The 25,274-nt window shown below is 58.5% G+C and carries 25 protein-coding genes; 7 read left to right on the plus strand and 18 right to left on the minus strand.

All coding sequences use genetic code 11. The features are described from left to right. The first annotated feature begins 92 nt into the window (after window positions 1-92). Window positions 93-734, plus strand: a complete 642-nt coding sequence (locus tag ACSOSP_RS29005; protein WP_455311899.1) for a TetR/AcrR family transcriptional regulator — start codon at window positions 93-95, stop codon at window positions 732-734. Between the two features lie 258 nt (window positions 735-992). Further along, window positions 993-1,394: a VOC family protein gene (locus ACSOSP_RS29010; RefSeq protein WP_455311900.1), complete on the plus strand. Its 402-nt coding sequence runs from the start codon at window positions 993-995 to the stop codon at window positions 1,392-1,394. 112 nt (window positions 1,395-1,506) lie between these two features. Here the strand turns inward: ACSOSP_RS29010 and ACSOSP_RS29015 are convergent, their stop codons facing one another. Beyond that, window positions 1,507-2,550: a rod shape-determining protein gene (locus tag ACSOSP_RS29015; RefSeq protein ID WP_455311901.1), complete on the minus strand. Its 1,044-nt coding sequence runs from the start codon at window positions 2,548-2,550 to the stop codon at window positions 1,507-1,509. 184 nt (window positions 2,551-2,734) lie between these two features. Then, window positions 2,735-3,538, minus strand: a complete 804-nt coding sequence (locus tag ACSOSP_RS29020) for a hypothetical protein (RefSeq protein WP_455311902.1) — start codon at window positions 3,536-3,538, stop codon at window positions 2,735-2,737. A 496-nt stretch (window positions 3,539-4,034) separates the two neighbouring features. Here ACSOSP_RS29020 and ACSOSP_RS29025 point away from each other — a divergent pair, with 496 nt between their 5' ends. Next, window positions 4,035-5,210, plus strand: a complete 1,176-nt coding sequence (locus tag ACSOSP_RS29025) for a branched-chain amino acid ABC transporter substrate-binding protein (RefSeq protein ID WP_455311903.1) — start codon at window positions 4,035-4,037, stop codon at window positions 5,208-5,210. A gap of 124 nt (window positions 5,211-5,334) precedes the next feature. Here ACSOSP_RS29025 and ACSOSP_RS29030 read toward each other — a convergent pair whose 3' ends face one another. The 7 genes from ACSOSP_RS29030 to ACSOSP_RS29060 form a co-directional block, all read right to left on the minus strand. Further along, window positions 5,335-6,099, minus strand: a complete 765-nt coding sequence (locus ACSOSP_RS29030; RefSeq protein WP_455311905.1) for a FadR/GntR family transcriptional regulator — start codon at window positions 6,097-6,099, stop codon at window positions 5,335-5,337. Window positions 6,100-6,287: 188 nt separating this feature from the next. Next, the gene (locus ACSOSP_RS29035) at window positions 6,288-7,040 is read right to left on the minus strand and encodes an SDR family NAD(P)-dependent oxidoreductase (RefSeq protein ID WP_455311907.1); all 753 of its coding nucleotides are present in this window, start codon (window positions 7,038-7,040) and stop codon (window positions 6,288-6,290) included. Between the two features lie 30 nt (window positions 7,041-7,070). Further along, window positions 7,071-7,811: an SDR family oxidoreductase gene (locus ACSOSP_RS29040; protein WP_455311908.1), complete on the minus strand. Its 741-nt coding sequence runs from the start codon at window positions 7,809-7,811 to the stop codon at window positions 7,071-7,073. 35 nt (window positions 7,812-7,846) lie between these two features. Then, window positions 7,847-9,043, minus strand: coding sequence for an NAD(P)/FAD-dependent oxidoreductase (locus ACSOSP_RS29045; protein WP_455311909.1), 1,197 nt, complete (start codon window positions 9,041-9,043; stop codon window positions 7,847-7,849). Window positions 9,044-9,080: 37 nt separating this feature from the next. After that, window positions 9,081-9,911 carry an NAD-dependent epimerase/dehydratase family protein gene (locus ACSOSP_RS29050; RefSeq protein WP_455311911.1) on the minus strand — a complete coding sequence of 277 codons (831 nt, stop codon included), beginning with the start codon at window positions 9,909-9,911 and terminating at the stop codon, window positions 9,081-9,083. 11 nt (window positions 9,912-9,922) lie between these two features. Further along, on the minus strand, window positions 9,923-11,605 hold the full coding sequence (locus ACSOSP_RS29055; RefSeq protein WP_455311912.1) for a hydantoinase B/oxoprolinase family protein: 1,683 nt from the start codon (window positions 11,603-11,605) through the stop codon (window positions 9,923-9,925). A gap of 3 nt (window positions 11,606-11,608) precedes the next feature. Beyond that, a complete protein-coding gene (locus ACSOSP_RS29060) occupies window positions 11,609-13,717 on the minus strand; it encodes a hydantoinase/oxoprolinase family protein (protein ID WP_455311913.1) in 2,109 nt (702 codons plus the stop codon). A gap of 380 nt (window positions 13,718-14,097) precedes the next feature. On the opposite strand from ACSOSP_RS29060, the gene ACSOSP_RS29065 reads away from it, so the two are divergent. Next, window positions 14,098-14,880: a class II aldolase/adducin family protein gene (locus ACSOSP_RS29065; protein WP_455311914.1), complete on the plus strand. Its 783-nt coding sequence runs from the start codon at window positions 14,098-14,100 to the stop codon at window positions 14,878-14,880. A 42-nt stretch (window positions 14,881-14,922) separates the two neighbouring features. Here ACSOSP_RS29065 and ACSOSP_RS29070 read toward each other — a convergent pair whose 3' ends face one another. From ACSOSP_RS29070 to ACSOSP_RS29100, 7 genes are all read right to left on the minus strand, one after another. Then, window positions 14,923-15,447 carry an AAA family ATPase gene (locus ACSOSP_RS29070; protein WP_455311915.1) on the minus strand — a complete coding sequence of 175 codons (525 nt, stop codon included), beginning with the start codon at window positions 15,445-15,447 and terminating at the stop codon, window positions 14,923-14,925. Window positions 15,448-15,613: 166 nt separating this feature from the next. Next, window positions 15,614-16,120, minus strand: coding sequence for a GNAT family N-acetyltransferase (locus ACSOSP_RS29075; protein WP_455311916.1), 507 nt, complete (start codon window positions 16,118-16,120; stop codon window positions 15,614-15,616). A gap of 174 nt (window positions 16,121-16,294) precedes the next feature. Then, complete coding sequence (locus tag ACSOSP_RS29080; RefSeq protein WP_455311917.1) at window positions 16,295-17,155, minus strand: class I SAM-dependent methyltransferase; 861 nt, start codon at window positions 17,153-17,155, stop codon at window positions 16,295-16,297. A gap of 81 nt (window positions 17,156-17,236) precedes the next feature. Next, window positions 17,237-17,632, minus strand: a complete 396-nt coding sequence (locus ACSOSP_RS29085; RefSeq protein ID WP_455311918.1) for a polyketide cyclase — start codon at window positions 17,630-17,632, stop codon at window positions 17,237-17,239. A 55-nt stretch (window positions 17,633-17,687) separates the two neighbouring features. Next, on the minus strand, window positions 17,688-18,197 hold the full coding sequence (locus tag ACSOSP_RS29090) for a DUF1697 domain-containing protein (RefSeq protein ID WP_455311919.1): 510 nt from the start codon (window positions 18,195-18,197) through the stop codon (window positions 17,688-17,690). Further along, window positions 18,194-19,399 (minus strand): YbfB/YjiJ family MFS transporter, encoded by a 1,206-nt coding sequence (locus tag ACSOSP_RS29095; protein ID WP_455311920.1) that lies wholly within the window; start codon window positions 19,397-19,399, stop codon window positions 18,194-18,196. Before ACSOSP_RS29095 ends, ACSOSP_RS29090 begins: the two co-directional genes overlap by 4 nt. Continuing rightward, window positions 19,396-20,304: a LysR family transcriptional regulator gene (locus tag ACSOSP_RS29100; RefSeq protein ID WP_455311922.1), complete on the minus strand. Its 909-nt coding sequence runs from the start codon at window positions 20,302-20,304 to the stop codon at window positions 19,396-19,398. The genes ACSOSP_RS29095 and ACSOSP_RS29100 overlap by 4 nt, the downstream gene beginning before the upstream one ends. A 146-nt stretch (window positions 20,305-20,450) precedes the next feature. Between ACSOSP_RS29100 and ACSOSP_RS29105 the strand changes: the two genes are divergently transcribed. Further along, on the plus strand, window positions 20,451-21,713 hold the full coding sequence (locus tag ACSOSP_RS29105) for an MFS transporter (RefSeq protein ID WP_455311923.1): 1,263 nt from the start codon (window positions 20,451-20,453) through the stop codon (window positions 21,711-21,713). 23 nt (window positions 21,714-21,736) lie between these two features. Here the strand turns inward: ACSOSP_RS29105 and gcvA are convergent, their stop codons facing one another. Further along, a complete protein-coding gene (gene gcvA, locus ACSOSP_RS29110; RefSeq protein WP_455311924.1) occupies window positions 21,737-22,657 on the minus strand; it encodes a transcriptional regulator GcvA in 921 nt (306 codons plus the stop codon). A 173-nt stretch (window positions 22,658-22,830) separates the two neighbouring features. On the opposite strand from gcvA, the gene ACSOSP_RS29115 reads away from it, so the two are divergent. Together ACSOSP_RS29115 and ACSOSP_RS29120 are read left to right on the plus strand one after the other, a co-directional pair. Then, the gene (locus ACSOSP_RS29115) at window positions 22,831-23,604 is read left to right on the plus strand and encodes an SDR family NAD(P)-dependent oxidoreductase (protein ID WP_455311925.1); all 774 of its coding nucleotides are present in this window, start codon (window positions 22,831-22,833) and stop codon (window positions 23,602-23,604) included. A 114-nt stretch (window positions 23,605-23,718) separates the two neighbouring features. Beyond that, window positions 23,719-24,387, plus strand: coding sequence for an O-methyltransferase (locus ACSOSP_RS29120; protein ID WP_455311926.1), 669 nt, complete (start codon window positions 23,719-23,721; stop codon window positions 24,385-24,387). Window positions 24,388-24,432: 45 nt separating this feature from the next. On the opposite strand, the gene ACSOSP_RS29125 is transcribed toward ACSOSP_RS29120, so the two are convergent. Further along, on the minus strand, window positions 24,433-25,272 hold the full coding sequence (locus ACSOSP_RS29125; RefSeq protein ID WP_455311927.1) for a BtpA/SgcQ family protein: 840 nt from the start codon (window positions 25,270-25,272) through the stop codon (window positions 24,433-24,435). Window positions 25,273-25,274: the final 2 nt, after the last annotated feature.

Below are 25,274 nucleotides of genomic sequence, written 5' to 3' on the forward strand. Positions count from 1 at the left end.
TATGTTGCTACTAACCTGGCTGCGTCCCTTAAGGAAATCATTCGCTGCGCGGTAGAATTCGAGTGAATACTCGCTTTTTACCAGGTTACATCGTGACGAAAATCAGACGTCAATCATTAAAGCCGCGCAAGATTCCACAGCAGTCCCGTGCCGAACAAACCGTCGCCACGATCCTGGAGGCAGCGGCCCGGGTGCTCGAAACGAAGGGGATGGACGGGATGAATACCAATCTCGTCGCGCAGCGTGCGGGCGTCGGCGTGGGTTCCCTGTATCAATACTTTCCTAACAAGGACGCGATCATCGTTGCCCTGAGCAAGCGGGAAGGGGCCGTGTTTTTTGCAGAGGCTGAAGGCGCATTGAGTGAGCCCACGGGTCAGAGGGCATTGGAGCACCTGATTACCGTCTCGGTCCGTCAGCAACTGCGTCGACCCGCGCTTGCACGCGCGCTCGATTTCGAGGAAAACCGTCCCGCCATTGCCAGCGAACTGGCGACATCGAAGGCCGCTTTTCGCGAAGTGATTCGACAGATCCTGGCCCGTGAAGATATTCCACCGCAGCCAAACCTGGAGACCACGACCGACGACCTCGTCGTCGTGCTTCGCGCGATAGTGGATGCAGCAGGGGAGCGCGGGGAATCGGATCGAAAGGATCTGGAAAGCCGCGTTAGCCGTGCCTTGTTCGGATACCTGGGGATCGTGGTTCGTCAGCCCGAAAAGTCACGAGCCCGGAAATAGCCGGCTTCGCAGGTGTGTTTTCCGCAGCGGCGGAAATGCGAGCAATCGTTCAGATCAGTGGTGTGGCAGACGCGTAAACCCCCGCCGTTACAAGGCCTCGCGCCAGGGTAAGTGCGCTGTCCGATGCGAGTTTAAAAATCGAGCAATTACTCGCAAAATGGACGCCGTGGAGCACAGCACGACCGGCACAACCGCTATAGGCGCCGATCGGCGACCACTCCCTTTACAGCGCATTTCAACCTGTCTGCGAGATCGACCATGAATCTTCATAAAGAAGCAAAGCTGAATCACCTGAGCTTTCCCACTACCAACGTAGCCGAGACGGCTGCATTTTTCGAGAAATACCTTGGCTGCGAGATCGTCGCCGCTGGAGAGAGCTGCCTGCTCAAACGGAATGGCTTTGACATCGTTCTGGATCACGTCGCGGAGGACGCGCCGGCGTGGCCCAAAAATTTCCACTTCGGCCTGGAAGTCGACAGCCTGGATGACGTCCATATCCTCTATAAGGAATTCCTGGAGGGCGGCGTTCGCATGGAAACAGAGGTATTCAACAACTCGCGTGGCTCGCGGTTCTTTTGCCGCTCACCGGGTGGCGTCCTGATCGAGGTCAACACTCGAGCAGATATGCAGAAGCAGGATGAATGGCAAAAGCTGTTTTAAGGGAAGACGCGAATGGCATACGAAACGTATGCCGCCATTTCCGTTTAGTGAGGTTCAATACCTCGGCGCTGACATGCCGGCAGTGACTGCAAGAGCAATGGCGACGACGCCTTCAGTCGTAAGAGAAGACGCTGCCGAATTTGTCCATGCGTTCGAGCGCCATGCCCGAGCCACGCACGACGCACGTCAGCGGAGCTTCAGCGACGAGCACCGGCAGGCCGGTTTCCTCGGCAAGCAGGCGGTCGAGGTCGCGCAGCAGTGCACCGCCGCCCGCGAGCATGATGCCGCGTTCGGCGATGTCGGCGCCAAGTTCAGGCGGCGTGTTTTCAAGCGCGATCTTGACCGCTGAAATGATCTGGTTCAGCGGGTCGGAGAGGGCTTCGAGGATCTCATTGCTGGATACCGTGAAGCTACGCGGTATTCCTTCGGACATGTTGCGGCCTCTCACGTCCATTTCCCTGACTTCGGAGCCGGGGAACGCGGAGCCTATCTCCTTCTTGATGGCTTCGGCGGTCTGCTCACCGATGAGCATGCCGTAGTTGCGACGGATATAGTTGACGATCGCGTCGTCGAATTTGTCGCCGCCGACGCGCACGGAACCTTTGTACACGATACCGCCAAGCGCAATGACCCCTACCTCGGTGGTGCCGCCGCCGATGTCGACCACCATTGAGCCGGTGGCCTCGGACACGGGCAGGCCGGCGCCGGTTGCGGCCGCCATGGGTTCTTCGATCAGGTAGACCTGCGACGCGCCGGCGCTATGCGCGGCTTCCTTGATCGCACGCCGTTCGACCTGAGTGGATCCGCACGGCACGCAGACGACGATCCGCGGCGATGGCGCCAGCATGCGGTGCTCGTGCGCCATCCGGATGAAGTGTTTGATCATCTGCTCGGTAATGCTGAAGTCGGCGATCACACCGTCCTTCATGGGGCGTATGGCTTCAATGTTGCCGGGCACCTTGCCGAGCATCTGCTTGGCTTCCTTGCCCACGGCCAGAATGGTTTTCTTGCCATTCGGGCCGCCTTCCTGACGAATCGACACGACCGAAGGTTCGTCGAGGACGATACCCTTGCCGCGCATGTAGATCAGCGTGTTTGACGTGCCGAGATCAATGGCCAGGTCGTTGGAAAAATAACTGCGTAGAAAACCGAACATTCAAAATCCTGTGTTGCTTGGCGCCAGGCGCCTGGCCCATCCACGTGCGACCAGGCTGCGGTCGGAAGCGGGAAGAGTAACAGTTTCGGGGGAACGGAGCCGCAGCGGCGCACGCAGGCCATGAGAACGGTCACATAAGCGCTGTTGAACGTGAGCACGGCTTGTACTGCGTCGCCGGCTTCGATCAGGGCTTCGCATCGTCTGGCTTCCAGCCCATGGCCGCGGCAAGGCGGCTTTGTACCGGGACGAGCTGGTCATCGGTAGTCGCCACCAGCCACAGACGTGCGCGCTCCACGATCTGGCGGTTGTGGTCCTTCAATGGGCCCATTGCACTAGCTGCCTTCCAGACCACGGGGCCGACTTTGCTCTTCCTGCCCGACACCGCGCCGACCAGCAGGCAATAAGGTCCCAGCGGAAGCGATACAAACGGAAGGCCCGGGCTGACTCGCACGCGCCAGTCGATGAAGGGCGTCTCGCTGATCAGCAGCGGCGTGGGCAAACCGTAAAGCACACTGAAATCGTACAGCGCCAGTTGCTCCCGCATGCCGGTGTAGATACGTCGTATGTCCTCGACAACCGCCGCGCGGATCTCGTCGTCAAACATGGCCTCTTGCGCATAGCGGGCCTGTGCTTCGCGAGCTTCCTGTTGATAGGCGCTGAACAGGCCGAGCTCCACGCAATCCTGCACTGCACGCTGAACCTCTGCGACAGATCCGGCGTCCTCCGGCGTGCCTAATTGCGCGGCCCGCAAGAACCGGGCAAGGCCCGCGTCCTGGATCGCAGGACCTTCTACGGAGGCATCGTCTCGAGCGTCCTTGTCGAGGGGCACATAGACATATTTTTCGGCTGCGAAATGCGATTTCTTGCCTTCATCAAACTTGATTTCGCCATCGATGTAGTCGAGATAGCGAGTTCCAATCCGGCCGTGCTCCCAGATCCAGTTCTTCAGGAGCGGACGTAGCGGATGTAGTCGGTCGTGATCGGCCATTGAAACCTCCAGGTGCCCCAGTATAGTTCCAAGCCGGGTTTCACTTGAACCGGAGAGACGCGGGCGCCGTCTTTCCTTCTGTATGCAGGAAGATCCGATATTGCGCGTGAACTAGCTCGTGACCGCACGCCGCATGAGTACAAACGGCAAGCCCGAGTCACTCAATGGGTACTTTTGAACGATCGCTCCGGAACTGATTTGAGGTCGTCGTGCGTGCCCGAAAGGTCTCCAAGCCATATCAGCTCTGCGAAGCCCCTATTTCCGGCTTGGCAAAAACCCCGCTTCGAATATTTATTTTGAGCATTGACATATGACGACACACCTCATACTCTGAGCATCATTGCAGGTTGCCCCGAGTGTGTAAAAAGCATGATCGTTCGTGAGCGTGGGGCTAGGTAGCGTCGCGACTGATGGCCACCACGGGGGTCAGGAATTTGTAATTTGCATAACTAATTAAAACCTTGAAGCAAAAACCCACCAACGATTGAGGAAGTCAATGATGAGCCGCTCTTCGCGTTCCGCTATTGCCGTTGCCCTTGCACCTGTTTTTTTTACTTCCTCCGTGTTTTGTTCAGTCGCGTATGCAGCCGATGCGACCATTGGATTTGCCGCACCTCTGACTGGCGGGTCGGCCCATTACGGGATCGACTTGAAACACGGGGTAGAGTTGGCAATTGAAGACGCCAATGCGAAAAGCATCGTCATAGGCGGACAACCTGTGCATTTCGTGCTTGATTCAGAGGATGACGCCGGCGACCCCCGCACAGGCACGCAGGTCGCTCAAAAGCTTGTCGACGCGGGCGTGGTCGGCATAGTCGGGCACTTTAATTCCGGCACGAGTATTCCGGCATCGCGGATTTACTACAATGCCGGCATCCCGATGGTTTCGCCCACGGCGACCAATCCGACCTTGACGTCTCAGGGCTTCAATACTGTCTTCCGCGTGACGAATTCCGACTCGCAGATGGGACAACTCGCGGGACGATCTGCGGTGGAATCGTTGAAGGGGAAAAGTATCGCCGTCATGGACGATCGCAGTGCGTTCGGGCAGGGCATGGCTGACGAGTTCGTCAAAGGCGTTGAGAAATCGGGTGGCAAGATTGCGGACCGGGAGTTCACGACGGACAAGGCGGTGGACTTCAAAGGTCAGCTTACTCGCATGAAGTCGATTAACCCGGACGTCGTTTTCTGGGCAGGCCTGGATCAGCAGGCAGGGATGGTCGTAAAACAGATGCGTCAACTGGGTATGAAGGCCACCTTCCTGGGCGGGGGCAGCTTCGAGAACGAAACATTTCTCCAGGTGGCGGGTCCTGACGCAGACGGCGCCATGTCGTGGGACTACGGCGTTCCGTTGTCGCAGTTAAAAGCAGGCAAGCAGTTCGATGAGCGCATGAAGGCGAAATATAACCAGGGCGTTGTGGCTTATTCACCCGCAGCATACGACGCAACCTGGGTACTTGTCCGCGCCATGCAAAAAGCCAATTCGACCGATCCGAAGGTGTACGCGCCGTTTATCAAATCAGTCACGTTTGAGGGAATCGCGGGAGATGTTGCGTTCATGGCGAATGGCGACATGAAAGATCCTGCGGCCACGTTTTACAAAGTGACTGACGGGAAGTGGGTTCCGCAGGCAATCGCTCACGGCGACAAGGTCGAGACGTTGAAGAACTAAAGCCGGACTTGTTCAGCACGACCGCCGCCTAAGTAAAACACTTGCAGCAATTAACCGGTAGCGGTCGAGCATGTTGATCCCGAAGCTGCTGCACAAAGCGTGCTTACAACGAATCCGCAACGAACTAACTACCATCGGTCGTGGATGCGTTTGAAAGGTTGTGGTAACGCTCAAGGCTTTCGTTCAGATGCCGGCGCATCGCGCGGCGTGCAGCAACCTCGTCCTGCTTTTCGATTGCGTCAAGGATGGCGCTGTGCTCCCGCTGAATCCGTTTGATATAGATCTTGCGCTCCTTCGCATCGGCCTTGGCATGCTTGAGCCTGAGGTCAATTGTGATTTCCTGTCCAAGCGAACGAAGGATCGAAGTAAAGTGGGGATTCTCAGAGCACGTTGCCACCGCCAGATGGAACTCGAAGTCGGCGCGAGCGCACTCTGCTTCGTCATCGGGATTCAGGTGGTCCATCCGGGCGTAGACCTGTTTCAGCGCTTCCAGATGTTCGGCAGTCCGCCGAATTGCCGCAAAGGCAGCGGTCTCCGTTTCCACCCCAATGCGCAGCTCGAGAACATACATCGAGTTGTTCAACGTCGATGTGTCAATAAACGAATTCAGCGAAGAATGCGCGTTGGCTTCGGCTACGAATACGCCGACACCATGGCGGGCGATAAGACGTCGACCCAGCTTCAACGACGCAACAGCTTCACGTATGACCGTGCGACTCACGCCGTACTCCGTGCAGAGTTCGGGCTCGGTCGGCAATTTCTCGCCTGGCGAATATTCACCGCGCTCGATCTTGTCCGTCAGCGCCTGAATGACGAGTTCGGTGAGGCTTTTACGGCGTCCGGAGCTTGAGGCGTTCTTAAGGAGGGTTTCAGCGTCGATGGTTGACATTCCGCGTACTCCGCACCGGATCGAGGCGGGAAGGGCTCTGCAATTGTCGGATGCAGACACACCGCATGTCGAGCGACTGCGCTCAGTTCGGCGTATGACCTAGGCCGTGTGACATCACATGATGTTATCACACGGTTTTGGCAGATATCTGGCTCTCGCGACTATCAGGTTATAGCCTTGTTGCTGAATCAGACGTAGATGTACCCGCCGCTCACGACGACGTTCTCACCCGTCGCATAGCTATTGCGGCTGCTCGCCATCATGATGACCCATTGCGCGATCTCCTCCGGTTCCGCCGCTCGACCCAAGGGGTTTGCGGCTGCAAGCTCACCGAGGAAACCCAGCTTTTTCGCCTTGTCCGTGGCGAAGCCGGCGGGCGCGACCGAGTTGATGAGAATCGCGTCTTTCGCAACTTCCTGCGCAAAGGACTTCGTCAGGCTGACGACCGCCGCTTTTGTCGCGGCATAGTGAGCGTTTTGCGGATGCGCCTTGAAGGCGTCGACGGAAGTAATGTTCACAATACGTCCCGACACGTTCGTCTCGAACCTGGGACGTGCGCGCATGTGCTCCACCGCTGCGACCATGATGTGGTAAGTACCCTTTATGTTGACTGCGTTCTCAAGATCCCAGTCGTCATCCGAGATCTCGAGCAAGGGGCGCCGCGGGTAGATAGCGGCGCTATTCACCACGCTGTCGACGCGGCCGAGCGCGGCAACTGCCTGTCGAAAGGCTTCATGTGCAGGCTCCTTGAGCGTAATGTCGCCGGCAACCCCAAATACTTCGTAGCCCTCACTTCGAAGTTGGGCTACGGCTTCATCAAGAGAGGCGCGATTTTTATCGATGAGCGCAATTGCGGCAGCACCGTCTTTAAGCATGAGCCTTGCCACCGAGAGTCCGAGTCCAGCCGCACCGCCCACAATTACCGCACGTTGATTCTTCATGTGTTCGCCTTTAGGTTTTCGACGTTTCAATCATTGGTTCGCAACGATCTGGGAGCCGCCGGGGGCTTGATCGGTTGGAAAGACTTCCAGTCTCGACACGTTCACGTAGTTCGGGAGGTTCAATGTCGCTGCGATCAGTTCAGCGATGTGCTCCGGCTGGATCGAACGGTATGAATCGTAGAGCTTCTTGTTTGCACCGTCTTCACCAAGTGCGGTTCGATAAAGGCTTGTCTGCACTCGACCGGGCGCAACCTCAGACACACGCACGCCAGTACCAAGAAGGTCGCAGCGAAGGGAATCGCAAAACATGCTGATGGCTGCTTTTGTCGCTCCATAAACGGCGGTGTTTGGATGGGGGAAGCGACCGGCACTGGATCCAATAAAGAACAGGTGACCGCGCTTACGGCTGATCATGCCCGCGAGGGCCATCTGCGCCAGGTGCAGCGGCGCCCGGAGATTGACGTCGATCATGCTGTCGACGTCCACCGGCGAGGTTTCGGAAAACCGTCCAAGGGCGGGCAGCAGGCCGGCATTGTTCACGACCACATCGATCTCGTTGGAAGAGAACAGGCCGCCCAACTCCGCAACATCCTTTAGATCCAAAACGATGGGTGTCAGATCACACTCTTTTGACAACGCGTCCAACGCGGCTGCGTCCCGACCCAACGCGTACACGGTGAGCCCCTCTGCTACCAGGCGCTTCGCGATTGCACGACCGATCCCGCTCGATGCACCCGTCACCAACGCTGTTTTATAGCTGTGCTTGGACACTTGCAATCCTTTGATAGTGGACTTCGTGTGGTCGTCTAAATGACGCCTTCTTCCAGGAATGGCCGGTTTTCGACGACACGTTCATAGCCGAGGGGGGACAGGTCAAGCGCTCGATAGCTGCCGTAGGTAATCAGCTCGCTTAACCCCCGCCCGATGGCCGGCGATTGTTGAAGTCCGTGTCCGCTGAATCCGTTTGCGAACAGGAAGTTGGAAACCTCCGAGTGGGGACCAACAATGGCATTGTGATCAAGCATGCAGAAGTCGTAGTGCCCGGCCCATGCATTCACCACTTTGATGGCTTCAAAAGCAGGGACGCGTTCGGCGAGAGCTGGCCAGATAAGCTCATCGAATTCATTGTGCAGCACATCAAAGTCCGTTACGTCAGCGAGCGGGTCAGGATCTGGGTAGCATCCAGTCAGGTAGTACTGGCCCTCGGGGCGGAAGAAAATGCCCGTGATGTCGATCGTAAGCGGCACCTTGCCGGGCAGAGGCGTGCGGCAATCAAAGACAAACAAACAGCGCTTGCGCGGTTCAACCGGAATATCCAGCCCCGCAAGCCGGGCGACGGCCGGGCCGCGCGTACCCGCCGCATTGACCAGATGACCGCATCCAATTGTTTCACCTGACTTCAGGACGACCGAGGTGACGGTTGTATTTTCCCGGTTGACGGCCACCACTTCATTTTCGATGTATTCGATACCCAGGGAGCGGGCTTTGCGGCGCATTCCTTGCAGCAACCCGTAGCTATCGAACCATCCCTCGCCGCTTTGTCCATATACCCCATTGACGAGCTGGTCTGGATTGAGCCACGGAAACTTCGCCTGAAGTTGCTCGACGTCGAACAGCGCAACATCCGCGTTATTTTCTCGTTGTGTGATGAAGTTTCGCTCGAGTGCTGCAGCGCCGGCAGCGTTGCCAAGATACAGGTAACCGTTTTCCTTGAAACCCAGCTCGGGTGAATCGCCGTCAACGGCGACGCGCTCATGAAAGCTGCGGATAAACTCGGTTCCGAATTGCGAAATCCTGATGTTGAGCGGATTGGAGAACTGGTGTCTGATCGACGCACTCGACAGGGCAGTTGCCGACTGCGCATAGGACCAATCGCGTTCTACCACCAGCACCGACCCCTTGAAATCCGGGTTGGTCGCGAGAAAGTACGCCGTCGCGCTGCCGACTACCGCACCACCCACGATCACCACGTCATAGTGCGCTTTAGTTGCTTGCTGTGCCATAGCCATTGCCAGTCGTTATCATAGTTATTCAGGAATGCTAGTCAACCTTCGGATCTTCAAAGTGACCATCTGCCGCAAATTGGCCGCCTTGGAAGCGGATCGCGGGATGCCGCGGGTCCGGTATGGGTGTCTTTGAAAACACATCATCCTGGAAGATGTCGGCCGTATCTTTGGGACGGTATCCGAGGTAGCCGGCCTGCGTGTTATCCCAGAAATTGGCGCTGTTGTCCGAGTTCCCGTAGACAATCATGTGACCGACGCTCGAGGAGACTAGCGCGCGCACGACGAGACGGGCGAAGTCGTCATAAGAGAGCCACGTCGCAAGCATTCGCCGGTCAACGGGTTTGGGAAAGCACGAACCTATCCGAAGACATACAGATTCAATGCCGAACTTGTCGAAGTAGTAGCGCGACAGGTTCTCGACGAAGGCTTTGCTTACGCCGTAAAGGCTGTCCGGTCTTTGCGGGACGTCTGCATCAATGGTTTGTGTGCACTCGTAGAAGCCGATTGCATGGACAGAGCTTGCATAGATGACACGTCTTACGCATAGTTGTCGCGCCGATTCATAGATGTTGTAGCTCCCGACAATATTCGAATCGAGAATCACCTGAAATGTGTTTTCTCGCGGAGCGCCACCTAGATGGACGACCATGTCGACGTCTTTCATCATCTCGAACACGGCACTTTTATCCGCTAGATCGCAGATCACGTGTTCTTCGTTCTCAGCGAGTTCACCCAGCGCTGAACGATCGTTGAGGCGAAGCGTTGACGCATACGGTTTCAGCGCTTCTCGCAAGACCGTACCGAGCGCACCGGCGGCGCCCGTTATCAAAATTCTCTTGAACGGTTTCGTGGTCACTTCAGCCATGGCAAAGCTCCTTATTTTCCTGCTGATGCGGTGAGTTCTTCGAGCGAAGTACCGTAGTCATCACGCAGTTGAACCTCTGAAACATATTCGTTGCGGACATCGCGAATCATGGCTTCAGGGGATCGTTGTTTGGGCACACCTATGCCGCCGCCGCCCGGCAGCGACAACACAACGCGCTCGTTCTCTCCCACGGCCTGAGTCCCTTTGCCGCGCATTTTGGTGCCATCCGACAAGGCCACTTGACCGGGCGCGCCGGGCTTTCCACCCGACTGCCCGCGTGCCGGATGATCGATTCGGTCGAACATCGCGTTGAAGCGAAAGTGATAACCCTTTCGCGGTCCTATCTCGACAATCTGACCCAAGCCGCCGCGATGCATGCCGGCGCCGCCCGATCCCGAACGCAATTCCTTGCGCCACACGACAATCGGGCCCACCTGCTCGGTTGCTTCAACGGACATGGCGTGCACACCGCTAGGAAATGCGGTGGCCGACAAACCATCGAGCTCCGCGCGAGCGCCTGTGCCGCCGCTGTTAAACATCAGGATCTCTGCGCCCTTCAGCCCGTCTTCGTTGTTGACGGGCCGGGCGCTAACGTGAAGATTCCAGAGCGCGCCGGCGCCTTCGGCCGGAACGCGCCCGGGAAGGAATTTGTGCAGCGCGCCGAGGACAAGGTCAGGGACGAAATGTCCCAGCACATGGCGAACCGACACCGGACTTGGCCGCTGCGCATTCAGGATGCAGCCCTTCGGAGCCTGGACGCGAAAGGGTTCGAGCGATGCCGCGTTGTTCGGAACCTCGGGAGCGATGATGCATTTAAGACCGTAGCACGCGTAGGCTTTGGCATAGATGAGCGGAACGTTGATCCCGAACGGACTTGATGGCGCCGAGCCATCGAAGTCCGCCAGCAAGTGGTCATCGGAGATAGTTAGCTTTACTTGCAATTTAACCGGGACGTCGTAACCGTCGAGCGTCATCTCGTTGGTTGCGCTGCCCTTGGGTAACGCGGCTATGCGTTCGAGCGTGGCTTCCCGGCTTCGCGCGAGGATGAACTCGCCAATGCCTTCGACGTCGGCGAGCTTGAACTCCTTGAGCATTTCAATGAGGCGTTTATGACCCGTTTCATTGCACGCGGCTAATGCATACAGATCGCCCACCACCTTGTCGGCTTCGCGCACGTTGTTGCGCAGGATATTGACAAGATCACGGTTCACCTCGCCACGATCGATCAAACGCATGATCGGCACGAAGAGACCTTCTTCGTAGACTTCCCTGGAATCGGGACCAAAGCCTCTGCCGCCAATGTCGACCACATGTGCTGTGCTTGCAAAGTAGCCGATCAACTCGCCGTTAAAGAATGACGGTGACACCACAGTAAAGTCATGAAGGTGGCCGGTTCCTTTCCATGGATCGTTGGTCAGGTACACGTCGCCTTCATGCATCCGGTCGACGCCAATGTCTTCCATGAAATGAGCGACGGCCTCCGCCATTGTATTGACATGGCCCGGCGTGCCGGTGACGGCCTGGGCGAGCATTCGACCGCGTTGATCGAAGATGCCCGCCGACAAGTCCCCGGCTTCACGAACGCTTGTACTGAAGGCGGTCCGTATCAGAGCCATTGCCTGTTCTTCGACGACGGAAATCAAGCGATTCCACATGACTTGCATGTGGATTGTTTCGACATTGCTTAACGCCATTTTTTACTCCCGGTTCGCCGCGCTGGCGCTCAATGCTTTCGTGACCACCAGCAGGCAACCGTCAGGTTGCACGGTGGCGTCAAAGGAAGATGTCACAAGAGTGGCCGTTTCCGGCTCGACAATGACTGCCGGGCCACGCACGCAAGTGCCAACCGGCATCGCGCTGCGTTCCACGATCGCTGCATCGACGAACTGGTGCAAAGCCGCGTCGAAGATCCGGCGTGTCTTTTGAGGGGTTATATCCGTGCGTTCGCCAACCAGTTTCAAGCGCTCGACGGGCGGCAGGGGCGAACTTGCTTTAACCGCCCAACTGACGATCTCGATGTCAAGGCCCTCAATCGGGCGACCAAAGAATTGCGTATAGGCCGTCGTGAACAGATCGGCGAATGCTGTTCTATCAGCTCCTGTGAACGTCCGATAGGGAAGGGCGATAGGGATTTCCCAACCTTGCCCGACATAACGCATGAACGCTTTCACCTCCACGACAGGTTCGATCGACCCCGAGCCCTGACGTGCGAAGCGAACCGCTTCTTCGCTGAGTTGGGTCACCACGCTGTTCAATGCGGCTGCATCGAAATCGGCAAATCGCATGCTTGCGCTACGGACACTTTCATATCCGAACGGGGCGCGCAGAAAGCCGATAGCCGAGCCGACACCTGCGCCCGGCGGCACGAGAAATTTAGTGATGCCGCTCTTCTCACACAGGCGCGCCGCGTGGAGTGGTCCCGCGCCGCCAAACGTGATCATCGTATAGTCGCTGATGTCTTTGCCGCTCTCTACGGCATGGACTCGCGCGGCGTTGCTCATGTTTTCGTCCACGACCTCGGCAATTCCGTACGCCGCTTCTTCTGCGCCCAGATCTAACGCAGCGCCCACTTGAGTGATCAACGCATCCGAGGCGGCGCCAACCGATAGCGGAATGGAGCCACCGGCAAAATCGTCTGGATCAATTCTTCCCAAGAGCAAGTCAGCGTCGGTGACCGTTGGCTGGGTACCGCCACGTTGATAGCATGCCGGTCCGGGTTCAGAGGCTGCGCTATGCGGGCCCACCCTGATTTGACGCATGACATCCACAGCGGCGATCGAACCGCCGCCCGCCCCGATCTCCACCATTTCGACAACGGGGATAGAGATCGGCATGCCGCTTCCTTTCTTGAAGCGATAGGTGCGTGCGACCTCGAACGTATTTGCCGTCTTGGGCGTGTGGTCATCGATCAGACAGATCTTCGCGGTGGTCCCGCCCATGTCGAATGAGAGTACCGAGTTCAAGTCGTAACGGGCCGCTATATGCGCTGCGAAGATGGCGCCGCCAGCCGGCCCTGACTCAACGAGTCTGACCGGAAACTCAGAGGCGCTTTCGACCGATATGATCCCTCCGCCCGAATGGATCACAAAGATCGGGCAATCGGCGCCGGCTTGGCGTACCTCACCGATCAGGCGATCGAGATACGATTTCATGATCGGGCGCACATACGCATTGGCGCACACGGTGTTGAAGCGTTCGAATTCACGTATCTGCGCGGAGACCTCGGATGAAATCGAAATGGATACGTTCGGAAGCCGCGCGAGGAGCGCGTCACGCATCTGCCGCTCATGGCTTCCATTCACATAGGCGTGAATAAATCCAATGGCGACGCTTTCATAGCCGCCTTGTTCGATCTTATCGATCAAGGTTTGAATAGCTTGATGGTCTGGAGCGAGCAACACACCGCCCTGGGCGTCCAGACGTTCGGCGAGCGTGTAGCGGTCGCAACGCTCAACGAGTGGGGGAGGCAATTTGATATTCAGGTCGTACTGCTCGAAGCGGTTTTCGGTCCGCATTTCGATCGTGTCCCGGAACCCCTCGGTGGTGATGAACGCTGTCTTTGCGCCCCGGCGTTCAATCAGTGCGTTCGTGGCGAGTGTCGTCCCGTGGATGATTACGCCAATGTCCCTTAACCCGATTTCGGCCTTTGTTGTGACGATTTCAATGCCCCGGATGATCGCGCGCTCAGGCGCCGTGTAATCCGTGAGGACCTTGGTCGAAAAAAGTTTGTCGCCAAGTTCGAGCGCGACGTCGGTGAACGTTCCGCCGATATCAACACCCACTCGTGCCTGCGCGGGACTGGCCACTGTAACCCTCCTGTTGAACCGTTTAATGCTTCGGCTAAGTGCCGGGCACATCATCGAATTGGCTTATATGTCGCATGCATCTCGCGTGCGGCCTTGGGTCTGAACTGCGGCTCTGGCTTGCTCGGACGGACCATCGTTCGCGATATGAGCTAGCCAATTTAAGCTCGTTGACATATGATGAGTGACGTCATACAGTGCTGTCAACCAAGACAATTTAATTTTATTTTTCGGCAGCAACTTTGGGGCGATCGCAGGGCGTTTTTGTATCAGCGATTGCAGCGATTGCGTGCGAAGGGCAGGCGTCGCTTCGTCTCCAAGTAGCGTCGAACCCCGGTTGAACTAAGACATTATCCGCATCACGTCACGGAGAACGCTTCTCGATGATCTCTACATCCGATCCGCATTTCAATCGCAAACCAAGGAATATCTCCGAGCAAGAGTGGGACACACGGGTGCAGCTTGCTGCCGCATACCGCCTGGCCGCAAAGTTCGGAATGACCGACCTGATTTATACGCATATTTCGGCTCGCGTTCCAGGTACGAAGGATACGTTCCTGATCAATCCGCATGGCTGGTTCTTCGATGAGATCACCGCGTCGTCGCTCGTTAAAATTGACGTGCAAGGCAGTCCCGTTGGAGACGAGCGTTTCGAGGTGAACGCCGCAGGCTTCACGATCCATAGCGCTTTGCATCTTGCCCGCCACGATTCCGAATGCGTGGTCCATCTTCATACTTCCGCCGGAATGGCGGTGGCTGCAATGGAATGCGGGCTGCTGCCGCTTAACCAGATCAGCATGCAGTTCTATAACCGGGTTGCGTATCACAACTATGAGGGCATTTCGCTTGAGCTCGATGAGCGAGACCGCATAGTGCAATCGATGGGGGACAAGGATTACCTGATACTGCGGAACCATGGGCTTCTTACAACGGGACGGTCGATCGCTGAGGCGTTCACGCGCATGTACTATTTGAACAAGGCGTGCGAGATTCAAGTCACGACTTTATCTGCCGGCCAGAAAGTGACGATTCCGTCGCCGGAGGTGTGCGAGCACGCGGCCAGGCAACATGATGACTACGCGTACCTGGACACCGTTCATCTGGATCGTGAATGGACAGCGCTGTTGAGGCTGCTTGAACGGGACGGTGGGAATTATCGATGCTAAAGCTGGCTTAGAGCGAGGGCGGCTTTTTTCCGGTCGACAGGATCAAACGCCGTTCTTCGCTCCGGCAGTTATCGACAGGTAATGGATGATTTTTTCGACGGCCTGTTCGACAGACACGTTAGCAGTGTCGACTACAAGACGCGCTGAGTCCCATGGATCATATTGACGTTCAAGCACGCTCTGCCATGTTGGTAACTTGTGGCCAAGGATGTCGGCCCGTCTGCCCTCGACTCGATGACGGTGCGTCGTTGTATCGGGACAAATCAGCTCGATCTCGACGATCCGCACACCAGCCTCTAGCGCTACTTTCCTCCAGGCGCTACGTGTAACGTGCAACGAATTGACTGAGTCCGCGACGACGGTCAACCCGAGGCGCAAATTGTCGCCCGCCACTGCATATCCCGCCAGATAGCCCGCAGGTCCGATATCCGTCTGGTCGCTCCCGGACGCGATGAATGCCTGCTCCAACGTGTCGATACGCAGATAAACCGCAGCGAGCTTGCGAGCGAGCGCTTGGGCTATTGTTGTCTTTCCGGTTCCTGGTAGCCCACCGAAGGCAATCAACATTTTCGTCGCTCCCTGTGTATCGGATCGTGTCGCGGGTTTCTGCGGCAACCTCCAGTGGTCGGTGTCTACCAGTCACTCCACTGCTTTGCCGAGCGTCATCAAATCCGGCTAGATAATTTGCTCCGTACGTACGATCAAAAGTGCTCATCCGCTTACAGAGACTCGATTAATCGGCCTGGGGCAAGAAGCCGAGACTACCAAATAATCGCTCTGACGGGTCGTTGCCAACAGTGATCATCGCGGAGCATTCCTGGAAACCGAGCGTTGCAAGCGACGACAGTGCTGCATTTACCAACATGCGGCCGTCACCCGATTGTTTATGCGAAGGCGTAGTAGCCACAACCGCGATGACCGGGCAACCATAGGGTTTGTAGTCACAGACGAGGCACGCAGATCGAAGGCGGCCGGTGTGTTCAATTGTCCACGACGCGGCTGGAATCCATTCTCCATACTGCCCTTCGATGATTGACGTTGCCTTTGACGCGTATTGCGTTTCGGTCTGACCAGCATCATCGATCGTGCCGAGGAACGCGTTAAAAAAGAGCGCGCCTAACGCAGGTATGTCTTTCGGCGTTAAGTGGCGCAGATGGGGCGGATTCTTACCCGCTCGACGGTCCGCCAACAAGGTGCGCTTCCAGAGTCGGGCGTTACGTTCGTGCGTCGTTGCCTGCATCGTTTGCTGTTCTCCCTAACATCATCGAATATCCCTTCGCGGCAGGCTTTTACCGGTCAGCAATTGGTACAAGTCGACCCTGAATCATCCGTCGACCGGGCATGACTTCCACTGCAGCTTTTAAAATTGAGCGGTCATGTGCGCAGTGATGTCGGTCGGAAAGCGCGCGGTACATTATGTATTTGCCACCAGCAGTTCTTCCGCATTGTCTGGCGGGCGCAGGCCATCGGTCCTGTCAGCGAAGTAGCGCTGCGTAAGATCAGCCGCCGAGACATGCCGTGCTTCTTTAAAGCCCGCGTCGCGCGCCAGCGTTTGAATCTCCGACGGCGTGAAGAAGCTGAGGAACGGCGTTCCGCTTGCCCGCGCTCCCTTCTCCGCCATCTCGAGCCCGGGACGTATCTCGGGGTCTGCCAGCTCCAGCGGGAGCAGGAATGTCATGGCAAGCGTCGATCCCGAGGCGAGGGCTGCGACCTGGCGCAGCGTGGCTGCGTTCGCCTCCTTGGTGAGGTACATGCTGACGCCCGTGGAGACCACGATGGCAGGCATGCTGTCATCGAAGCCGGCTGTCACTAGCTCATCTCGCCAAGCTTCTCCCGCCTCAAAATCAACCGGCACGAAGTGCAGCCAGTCCGGGATGCCGAAGCCGAGTTCGGTCAGGCGCTGACGCTTCCAAGCCTGAGGACCGGGCTGGTCGACCTCGAACACCCGAAGGCGGGATGCGATCTCCGGCCTGCGCTGCGCAAAGCTGTCAAGGCCGGCGCCGAGGATGACGTACTGACTGACCCCATGACCAGCCTGTTCCACTACCAGGTCCTCAATGAAGCGGGCGCGAGCCACGATCGAGGCGCGAAAGGGCCGGGTGAACTGCGGGTCCATGTCCCCGCGGCTGCGCCAATCCTTGCCCGGGGCCAGCAGCTTCAGGCCGATATCGTCTTTCAGCACATGCGGCGGCGCGTCGGCTTCGATATGCAGAGCGCGCCACAAGGCGACTCGTGCTGCTGTGCTGTCCGGCGCTGCATCTGGCGTGTCGTTCATGATTTCCAATCCTGTTTTTTCGCGTTCGTGTTCGTCTGAAGCATCAGATCTTGACGCCGCCATTTAGACGCAAACGATCAATCATGAAGAAAACTGCGCACAGAGCGCGGCCAGATCGCGTCGCACCCAGGCTGCGTCGGCTTCGAATTTCTCAACCGACATACCCGGTTGCCGGAACAACGTGAATGCCACCTCGGCTCCGGCGCCATTTTGAAAGACGCGCATCGGCACATAGATTTCCTCGCCGCTGCTCAGGCGAACGTAATGGTCCATCACGCCAAACTGATTGTGAGCGGTAAATCGAATGCTCACGCTGCCCTCCGGGCCATGAGCTTTCCAGTGATCCCCGCACTCTTCGAGTGCCGAATCCGCCATTCCCGACGCCCAACTCTGGAATGACTCAGGACGCCATATCGCGTTGTACAGGTCTTGCCAATCGCGATCGACGGAGACGCTTATCGTTAATACATCCAGCATCGATTCACTCCTCGAAAACGGCCCTGACTTTGAAGTCCAGGCGATGACAAACCACTTACTCTGCCGTCCACTCGGCGAGCTTGGCGACAGTATTCATGTTGCGAGCGGTTCCAGTTCCGGCAGCCGCGATTTTCAACTTTGAGTGGGCTATTCCGTCTTTGTAGTGCACGTAGATCTCACGTGTCCCGAGTGCGATTTCTTCTGTTTGCTGACCACTCACACTATCCAGCAAGTCTGCGGGAGGCGGTGCATCGAGAAAGATAGCGACGGTTCGATTCGGCGCCGCCGAGCTGAAGGGATTGTTGGCAAGAATCGCCGCTAACTCAGCGCCCGTCCGGACCAGGACACCTACCGGCTTTCCCGCATAAGTCTCAAGGGCGCGCTCCAGTTTCGCTTTCACGGATTTTTCCGAAAGCTTGCTTTCGAATACAACATTGCCGCTGGCGATATACGTGCGCACATTGGAAAAACCAACGGATTCGCACATTGCGCGAAGTTCGGACATGGGGAGCTTGCCGGTGCCGCCAACATTCACGGCCCGCAAGAGAGCGGCGTAAGTAGTCATCCAGGCATTCTATTGCCATTTCTATCTGCATGGCTCTGCTCAGACCTTCCCAGGCGTATGCACAGCAGCGCCCCCACGGCCAACGCCGCCGCAGCCGTCTCCAGCGATCCCGAGAACGAATGATGCGGTGCGTACATCGCATTGGCGACAAGCGGTCCCACGATCTGCCCGATGCCAAAGCATGCGGTCATCACAGCGAGAATGCTCATGCGCATCGTGTGTGCAACCCGGCGGGCTGCGAGCATCGAAATAGTGGTGGTGCCCATGAACGTGCCGCCCACGATCAACGCGCTGCCGAGGAATCCAACCGCGTTCGGCGATACGACCGGCAAGAGGACGCCGAGCGCTTGCAGCGCGAGATTCAGGAACAGCGCGCGTCGTGTACCAAGACGCATATGGATTGCGTGCCAGATGAAACACGACGGAACCGCGCCCAGTCCAAACAACGCCCAGACCTGGATCGGATCGATTGAGCCCAGTGCGTTCCGGACAAAAAACGGCAGATAGGTCGCGGTGATGATGTAGCCGAATCCCGCCAGCCCGTAGAGCGCGATCAGCCGCCCTGCATCGAGCGCGGGGAAGGCCTCGTGTCCGTGCAAGCTGGCACGCGTGCCGGGAGCGTCAACCGGGCGTGCATCGAGACTCGGCAGCGCAATTGCACCAAGGATCAATGCGCCTGCTGCCAACACCCACCAAAGCGCGGCGCTATGCAGATCGTATGCACGTCCCGCGATCAGCATTTCCGACGACAGCACAATGCCCATGCCGACACCCGCATAAAGCAAGGGCGCGCCGTGCGTGTGGCCGCGATGTTGCAGCAGCCAGAGCGAAGCCGCCACCATGGTGACCGCGCTGACGGCGCCCGTGATGCCGCGCATCGCAATGATCAACCAGGGCGCACTCAACAGCGCCGTCAGCCCGAGACAAACCACGATGCCCGCGAGCGCGAGCATGCACAGCCTTCGCGAGTGTCGCGGATGCATTGCAGCAGTCAGCAGCGCTCCGGCCAGATAACCCGCATAGTTCGCCGATGCAGCGAGCGTGCCCTGGTGCACGCTCAGCACGGCATCGCTGACCATGACCGGGTAGATGCCCGTGAACGCAAAGCGTCCGAACCCCATTCCGACTGCCATGACGAGAGCGGCAACCAGTGCCGCCATGCCTTGGCCAGCAGTCGATGAAACCTGGCGAATCGTGCTCATGATGCTTTTCTCCTTGCTGCGTGATTCTTCGATACAAATGGCGCAAGCGCTTCGCGCAGCGCGTTGAAAGCCGCTGTCTCGTAGCCGTTTCGATGGATGAGCCACGTATCCACCTTCGCCACGACATGCGTGCGCAACGCCGGCGGTTCGCGCAGCAACTCGAGCACGCTGCGCGGCACGAGCGATACGCAACCACCCGCCGCGACGCACGCCAGCATGGTGTGATACGACCCGACTTCCTGGATGTCGAGCGGCGACCTGTCCTGACCGAGCCATTCTTCAGCGAGCACGCGGTAGCTGCAGCCGTCTGCGAATGCAGCAAGCGAACGCACGCGGATATCCGCGCCCTGGCGAATGGCGGCATGTCCGGGCGGCAGCACGAGCAGGATTTCCTCGCGAAACACGGGTTCCGCGTGAAGTCCGACTGCCTCCAGATCCGATGCCGACGCCATCTCGCCGCACGGCGGCAGCGCCGCGAACGCGCAATCGATCAGACCATTGCGAACCTGTTCGATCAGTTGCCGCGAGGGCGCGGTCGCTATCCTGAGCTGGACGTCGGGGTACTGCACGTGAAGGGCTGAAAGCGGTCCCGGAAGACGAGCCGCCGCCGTGCTTTCCATGCTGCCGATTCGCAGCGTGCCCGACGGCGCTTGCGGGCTTAGCACTTGTCGCGCTTCGTCGGCCAGCGCGAGCATGCGGTTGGCGTAGCCTAGAAAACGTTCGCCTTCCGTGCTCAGCGTAAGACGGTTGCCGTCGCGCCGAAACAGCGCCACGCCCAGTTCCTCTTCGAGCTGCTGGATTCGCGTGGTCACGTTCGACTGCACGCGCCCGAGGCGCTTGGCCGCCCGGGTCACGCTGAGTTCGGCGGCGACGACGCGAAAAATGTCGAGAGTGGTGTGATCCATGAAAATCTCAATTAGAGAACGATATAAACATCATATTCCCAAATTGAGATAATATGCAAGCGGTCTACTTCTTTGCGATGGTGACCCGGATCGACGCTCATGCGCCCGGCCATCGCCCAACGCCTGACAGAACGATCGAGGCCCACATGGAACAAGCAACCAGTTCATTTATGCCGCGGGACGCCCAGGTCCCAGGGCTTAGCTATGCCGAACGCAACGCGCCATACTGGCGGCGCAATCTTTTCGTCTGCGTATTCGGGTCTTTTACGACACTGCTGAGTCTCAGCATGCTGTTGCCGTTCCTGCCGCTGTACGTACAGCAGCTGGGCGTGAGTTCTCCGGCGGCGATCGTGCAGTGGTCGGGTATCGCATTCGGCGCAACGTTCTTCGGCACCGCGATTACAGCGCCGCTTTGGGGGCGCCTCGCGGACCGTTATGGCCGCAAGCCCATGCTGATCCGTGCAGCGCTCGGCATGGCCATCGTGATGTCGATGATCGGCCTCGCGCACAACCTGACCGAGCTTGTGGTGTTGCGGCTGATCGCGGGGTTGATCGGCGGTTATGCGTCCGCGTCGATCGTCATGGTCGGCACGCAAGCGCCACGCGAACGCGCGGGATGGGCACTGGGCGTGCTGTCGACGGGTGCGCTCGCGGGCAATCTCGTGGGACCGCTGGTGGGTGGTTTCCTGCCGACCTATGTCGGCATTCGCGGCACCTTCTTCGTGGGCGGCGCGATCATCGCCGTGGCGGCGCTGCTGACCATCGTGCTTGTACGCGAAGACTTCGATCGAGCGACCGATGCGAAGAAGCGTGTCGATACTGGCGCGGCCTTGCCTCCGGTCATGAACCAGCGAGTGATTCTCGCGCTGCTGGTGACAGCGATGATGGTGTTGCTCGCCAACATGTCGATCGAGCCAATCATCACCGTTTATATCGGGCAACTCGGCGTGCCGGGCGACCATGTTGCGCGCATGGCCGGGATCGTGATGGCGGCATCGGCGTTCGGCAGCATGTTGACGGCCGCGCGGTTTGGGGCCCTGGCTGATCGCATCGGCAGCTCGAAGGTCATCATCGGATGTTTGATTGCGACCGGCGTGGTGCTGGTGCCGCAGGCGTTCGTCACCGACTGGTGGCAGTTGGCCATTCTGCGCGGCTTGATGGGCATGACGCTCGCGGGACTGCTTCCATCGATAGCCAAGGAAATCCGGCACGCGGTCGCCGACCACAACTCCGGCAAGACGCTCGGGTATCTGCAGTCCGCCCAGTTCAGTGGGCAAGTCATTGGCCCGTTGATCGGTGGGCTGATCGGCGCGCATGTGGGCTTGCGTGCGGTGTTTTTTGTGACGTCGTCGTTGTTGCTTGTATGTGCCGGGTTGAATCGGTGGGCGAGCGTTAAGTCAGCGAAGTAGGGATGCCGTCTATGACGGATGCATCAATGTCGCAAGATGAGGGATTCAGCCTGTAGCCAATCGCGAAACGCCGACAGGCGCGGCAGTGCCGCGCACTCAGGCCGATAGACCACGTAATACGCGAGTTGCAACGGGCAAGCCTTGCTGCTGAAGAGCCGGACGAGGCGGCCAGCCGCGAGGTCATCGTGCACCATGACACTCCGGCCAAGCGCAATGCCGTGGCCGTCGATTGCGGCTTGCACCACGGCCGCCGAGTTGTTGATGCGCAGTCCGCGATTCGACGCAACGTCATTGACACCAGCCTTCTCGAGCCATGCGCGCCAGGTCGGGAAACCCGAGCTGCTTTCCATCGAAAGGTCATGGATCAGCGTGCGTCCCTTGAGTCCGGACAGGCTCCGGAGCCCGCCATTCCTGCGCCGGAATTCGGGTGAGCAGACGGGGTAGATCTCTTCATCGAACAGCTTATCGGCAGCGAGGCCGGGCCACGAACCCGAGCCATATCGGACGCCGATGTCTATGCCGTGGGCCGTGAAATCAAGCAGTTTCAGGCTTGTATCGAGACGCAGGTCGGTCTCCGGATAGGCCTGCTGGAAGCGGTCGATTCTTGGCAGCAACCACTTCGCGGCGAACGCCGGGCTCGTTGTCACGGTCAGCACGCCGTTTGTCGACGCTTCCTGCAGGCGTGCAAGGCCGAGGCTCAGCCGGTCGAAGCCGGCGCGGATATCCGGCAGCGCGCGTTCTGCGATCTCAGTCGGCGCAAGCCTGATGGCGCCGCTGGCGCTGCGGTGAAAGAGCGGAGTCCCCAGCCACTCTTCGAGGCCACGGACCAGTTGCCCCACAGCGGCCGACGTGACGTTCAACTCCGCTGCCGCAGCGGAGAAACTTTGATGTCGCGCGCTTGCTTCAAATGCACGAAGCGCGTTCAAGTGAACCGGATATTTCATAAACTACAAAGATTTTCTTTATCGATTGGCAAGATTAACTGATTTGTCCGCGCGACGCGGTGTTTCTACACTGGCTCCATGCTTTGGAGGCGTCGACGCTAACTGCCTACCGCCTCCAGCACTCGGTGCGAGCCATCTCGCGGAAAAGAACAGCAGGCAAAAAGGTGATGATAATGAATAGTTTTTCTTTAAAGGTTGCGATTGTAACCGGCGGCGGTTCAGGTATTGGCAAGGAAGTGGCGAAGCAGCTTGTTGCCGCGGGCGCATCGGTCGTCATTGGCGGGCGTGACGCGTCGAAGCTCGCGCAGGCGGCGAAGGACATCGACCCGAGTGGCGCAAAGGTGCGCTATCACGCCGGGGACATCGCTCTGCCTGCGACGGCTGACGCGTTGGTCGAACGGGCGACGCAGGCCTTCGGCGGTGTCGATATCCTGATCAACAACGCCGGCGTGTTTCGTCCCAAGCCTTTCCTCGAGGTGGATGAAAAGGAATACGACTGGTTCATCGACACCATCCTGAAGGGCAAGTTCTTCATGGCCCAGGCTGCGGCGCGTGGAATGAAACTGCGCGGAGGCGGTGCGATCGTGCAGACCGGTTCGCTGTGGGCACTGCAGGCAATCGGCGCTACGCCGTCAGCAGCGTACTCCGCTGCGAATGCGGGCGTGCATGCGCTGACCCGCAATCTCGCGCTCGAACTCGCGCCGCTGAACATCCGGATCAATACGGTCGCGCCTGCAGTCGTCGAGACCCCGGTCTACAACACGTTCATGACCGACGATCAAGTGAAGGAAACGCTGCCGTCGTTCAACGCCTTCCATCCGCTTGGCCGCAACGGTCAGCCTGCCGATGTCGCATCGGCAATGCTCTTTCTCGCGTCCACGGAGGCATCGTGGATTACCGGTACGGTGCTGCCGGTCGATGGCGGGGTAACCGCGGGCCGGATCTGACGGGTTCGCTGCTGACCCTGGCTTATCGGGACTTCGTTCGGCATGCGCGTGCTTGTGCGCACGCGCATGCCAATGAAATAGAATGAATTCGCCAGGACAACCTCGGACAAAGCCATGGATCAGCAGCAATGGGATTTACTCGATAGCTATATTTGTACTCGACTGGTGCCGCCGGACGAGGCGCTGGAGGCGGCGTTGCGATCCAGCGCGCAAGCGGGTTTGCCGTCCATCAATGTCGCGCCCAATCAAGGCAAGTTTCTCCAGTTGCTGGCGCGCATACGCGGGGCTCGGCGGATACTTGAGATCGGAACGCTCGGCGGATATAGCTCCATCTGGCTTGCGCGCGGGCTTCAGCCGGGAGGTTCCATGGTGACGCTTGAGGCCAACCCGGACTACGCTGCCGTTGCCATGCACAACATTGCGTTCGCGGGATTGTCGGAAACGGTGTCCGTTATCGTCGGTCCGGCGGTAGATACGCTGGCGCAACTGATAGACGATAAAGCCGAACCGTTCGACATGGTGTTTATCGACGCCGACAAGAAGACCTACCCGGATTATTTGCGGTTGTCGCTTGAGCTCTGCCGTCCCGGTGCAATCATCGTTGGCGACAACGTCATCAGAAAGGGCAGGATGGCCGACTTCACCAGCACGGACCCTGATGTGATTGGGTTGCGGAAGTATTTCGAATTGCTGGGCAGTCATCCGAAGCTTGACTCGACCGCGGTACAGACGGTCGGTTCGAAGGGATGGGACGGATTTTCGATTTCGATTTTGTCGGCTTGACTGGTCTGGCTTGCGCCGCCGCACGGCGCGAGCGAAACCAATCCGCTACCGCGCTGCCTGCATAAAACTGCGGACCTTGTTTTCATCGACGGGATTCCACCATACGCCCCCGACCTTCAACGAACTGGCGACGATCACACCGTCAACCACCGACAGGATCTCCGCGATGTTGCGTTCCGTGCAACCACTGCCGACAAGCAGCGGCAAGGTGGTCGCATTCCTGATCTGCCGCAAATAGTCGGTACTGGCCGCATCCCCCGTGCGTTGCCCCGTCGCGATGATCGCATCGGCATCGAAGAACTCCACATCGCGTACCAGCTCTTCCAGCGACCGGTCCGATACGATTGCATGCGCGCCATGCTTGACGTGGGCATCGGCGAAAACGCGGATGCCGTCGGCGCGCAGCTTTGCCCGGTAGCGCAATGCAAGCGCCGCCGCGCCTTCTATCAGGCCTTCGTTTGCGACATACGCATTGGCCCACTGATTCACGCGCACGAACGCCGCGTTGCTCGCAGCAGCAATGGCAAGCGCGGGGACGGCCGCGTTGGCAAGCACGTTGATACCGATCGGCAAACCGGTTTCCCGGGCAATTCTATCGGCGGCAACAGCCATAAATGCCGATGTTTCAGGGCCGATATCGTCCGGCTTTGAAAACGGCACGTCGCCGTGATTCTCGACGATCAGACCATCGACGCCGCCTTTCGCATAGGCCACGGCGTCGGCGAGCGCGGCGCTGTACATCGCCTCGCTCGATGCGCCCTGATACCGTGGCGAACCGGGAAACGCCGGGCAGTGGATCACGCCGATCACCACACCGCGTGGGCGTCCAAAAATCTGTTCGACGCAATCGGTGCGTCCGCGGCCAACGCCAGAAGAAGTGTTCATAT

The sequence above is a fragment of the Caballeronia sp. KNU42 genome, assembly GCF_053760385.1.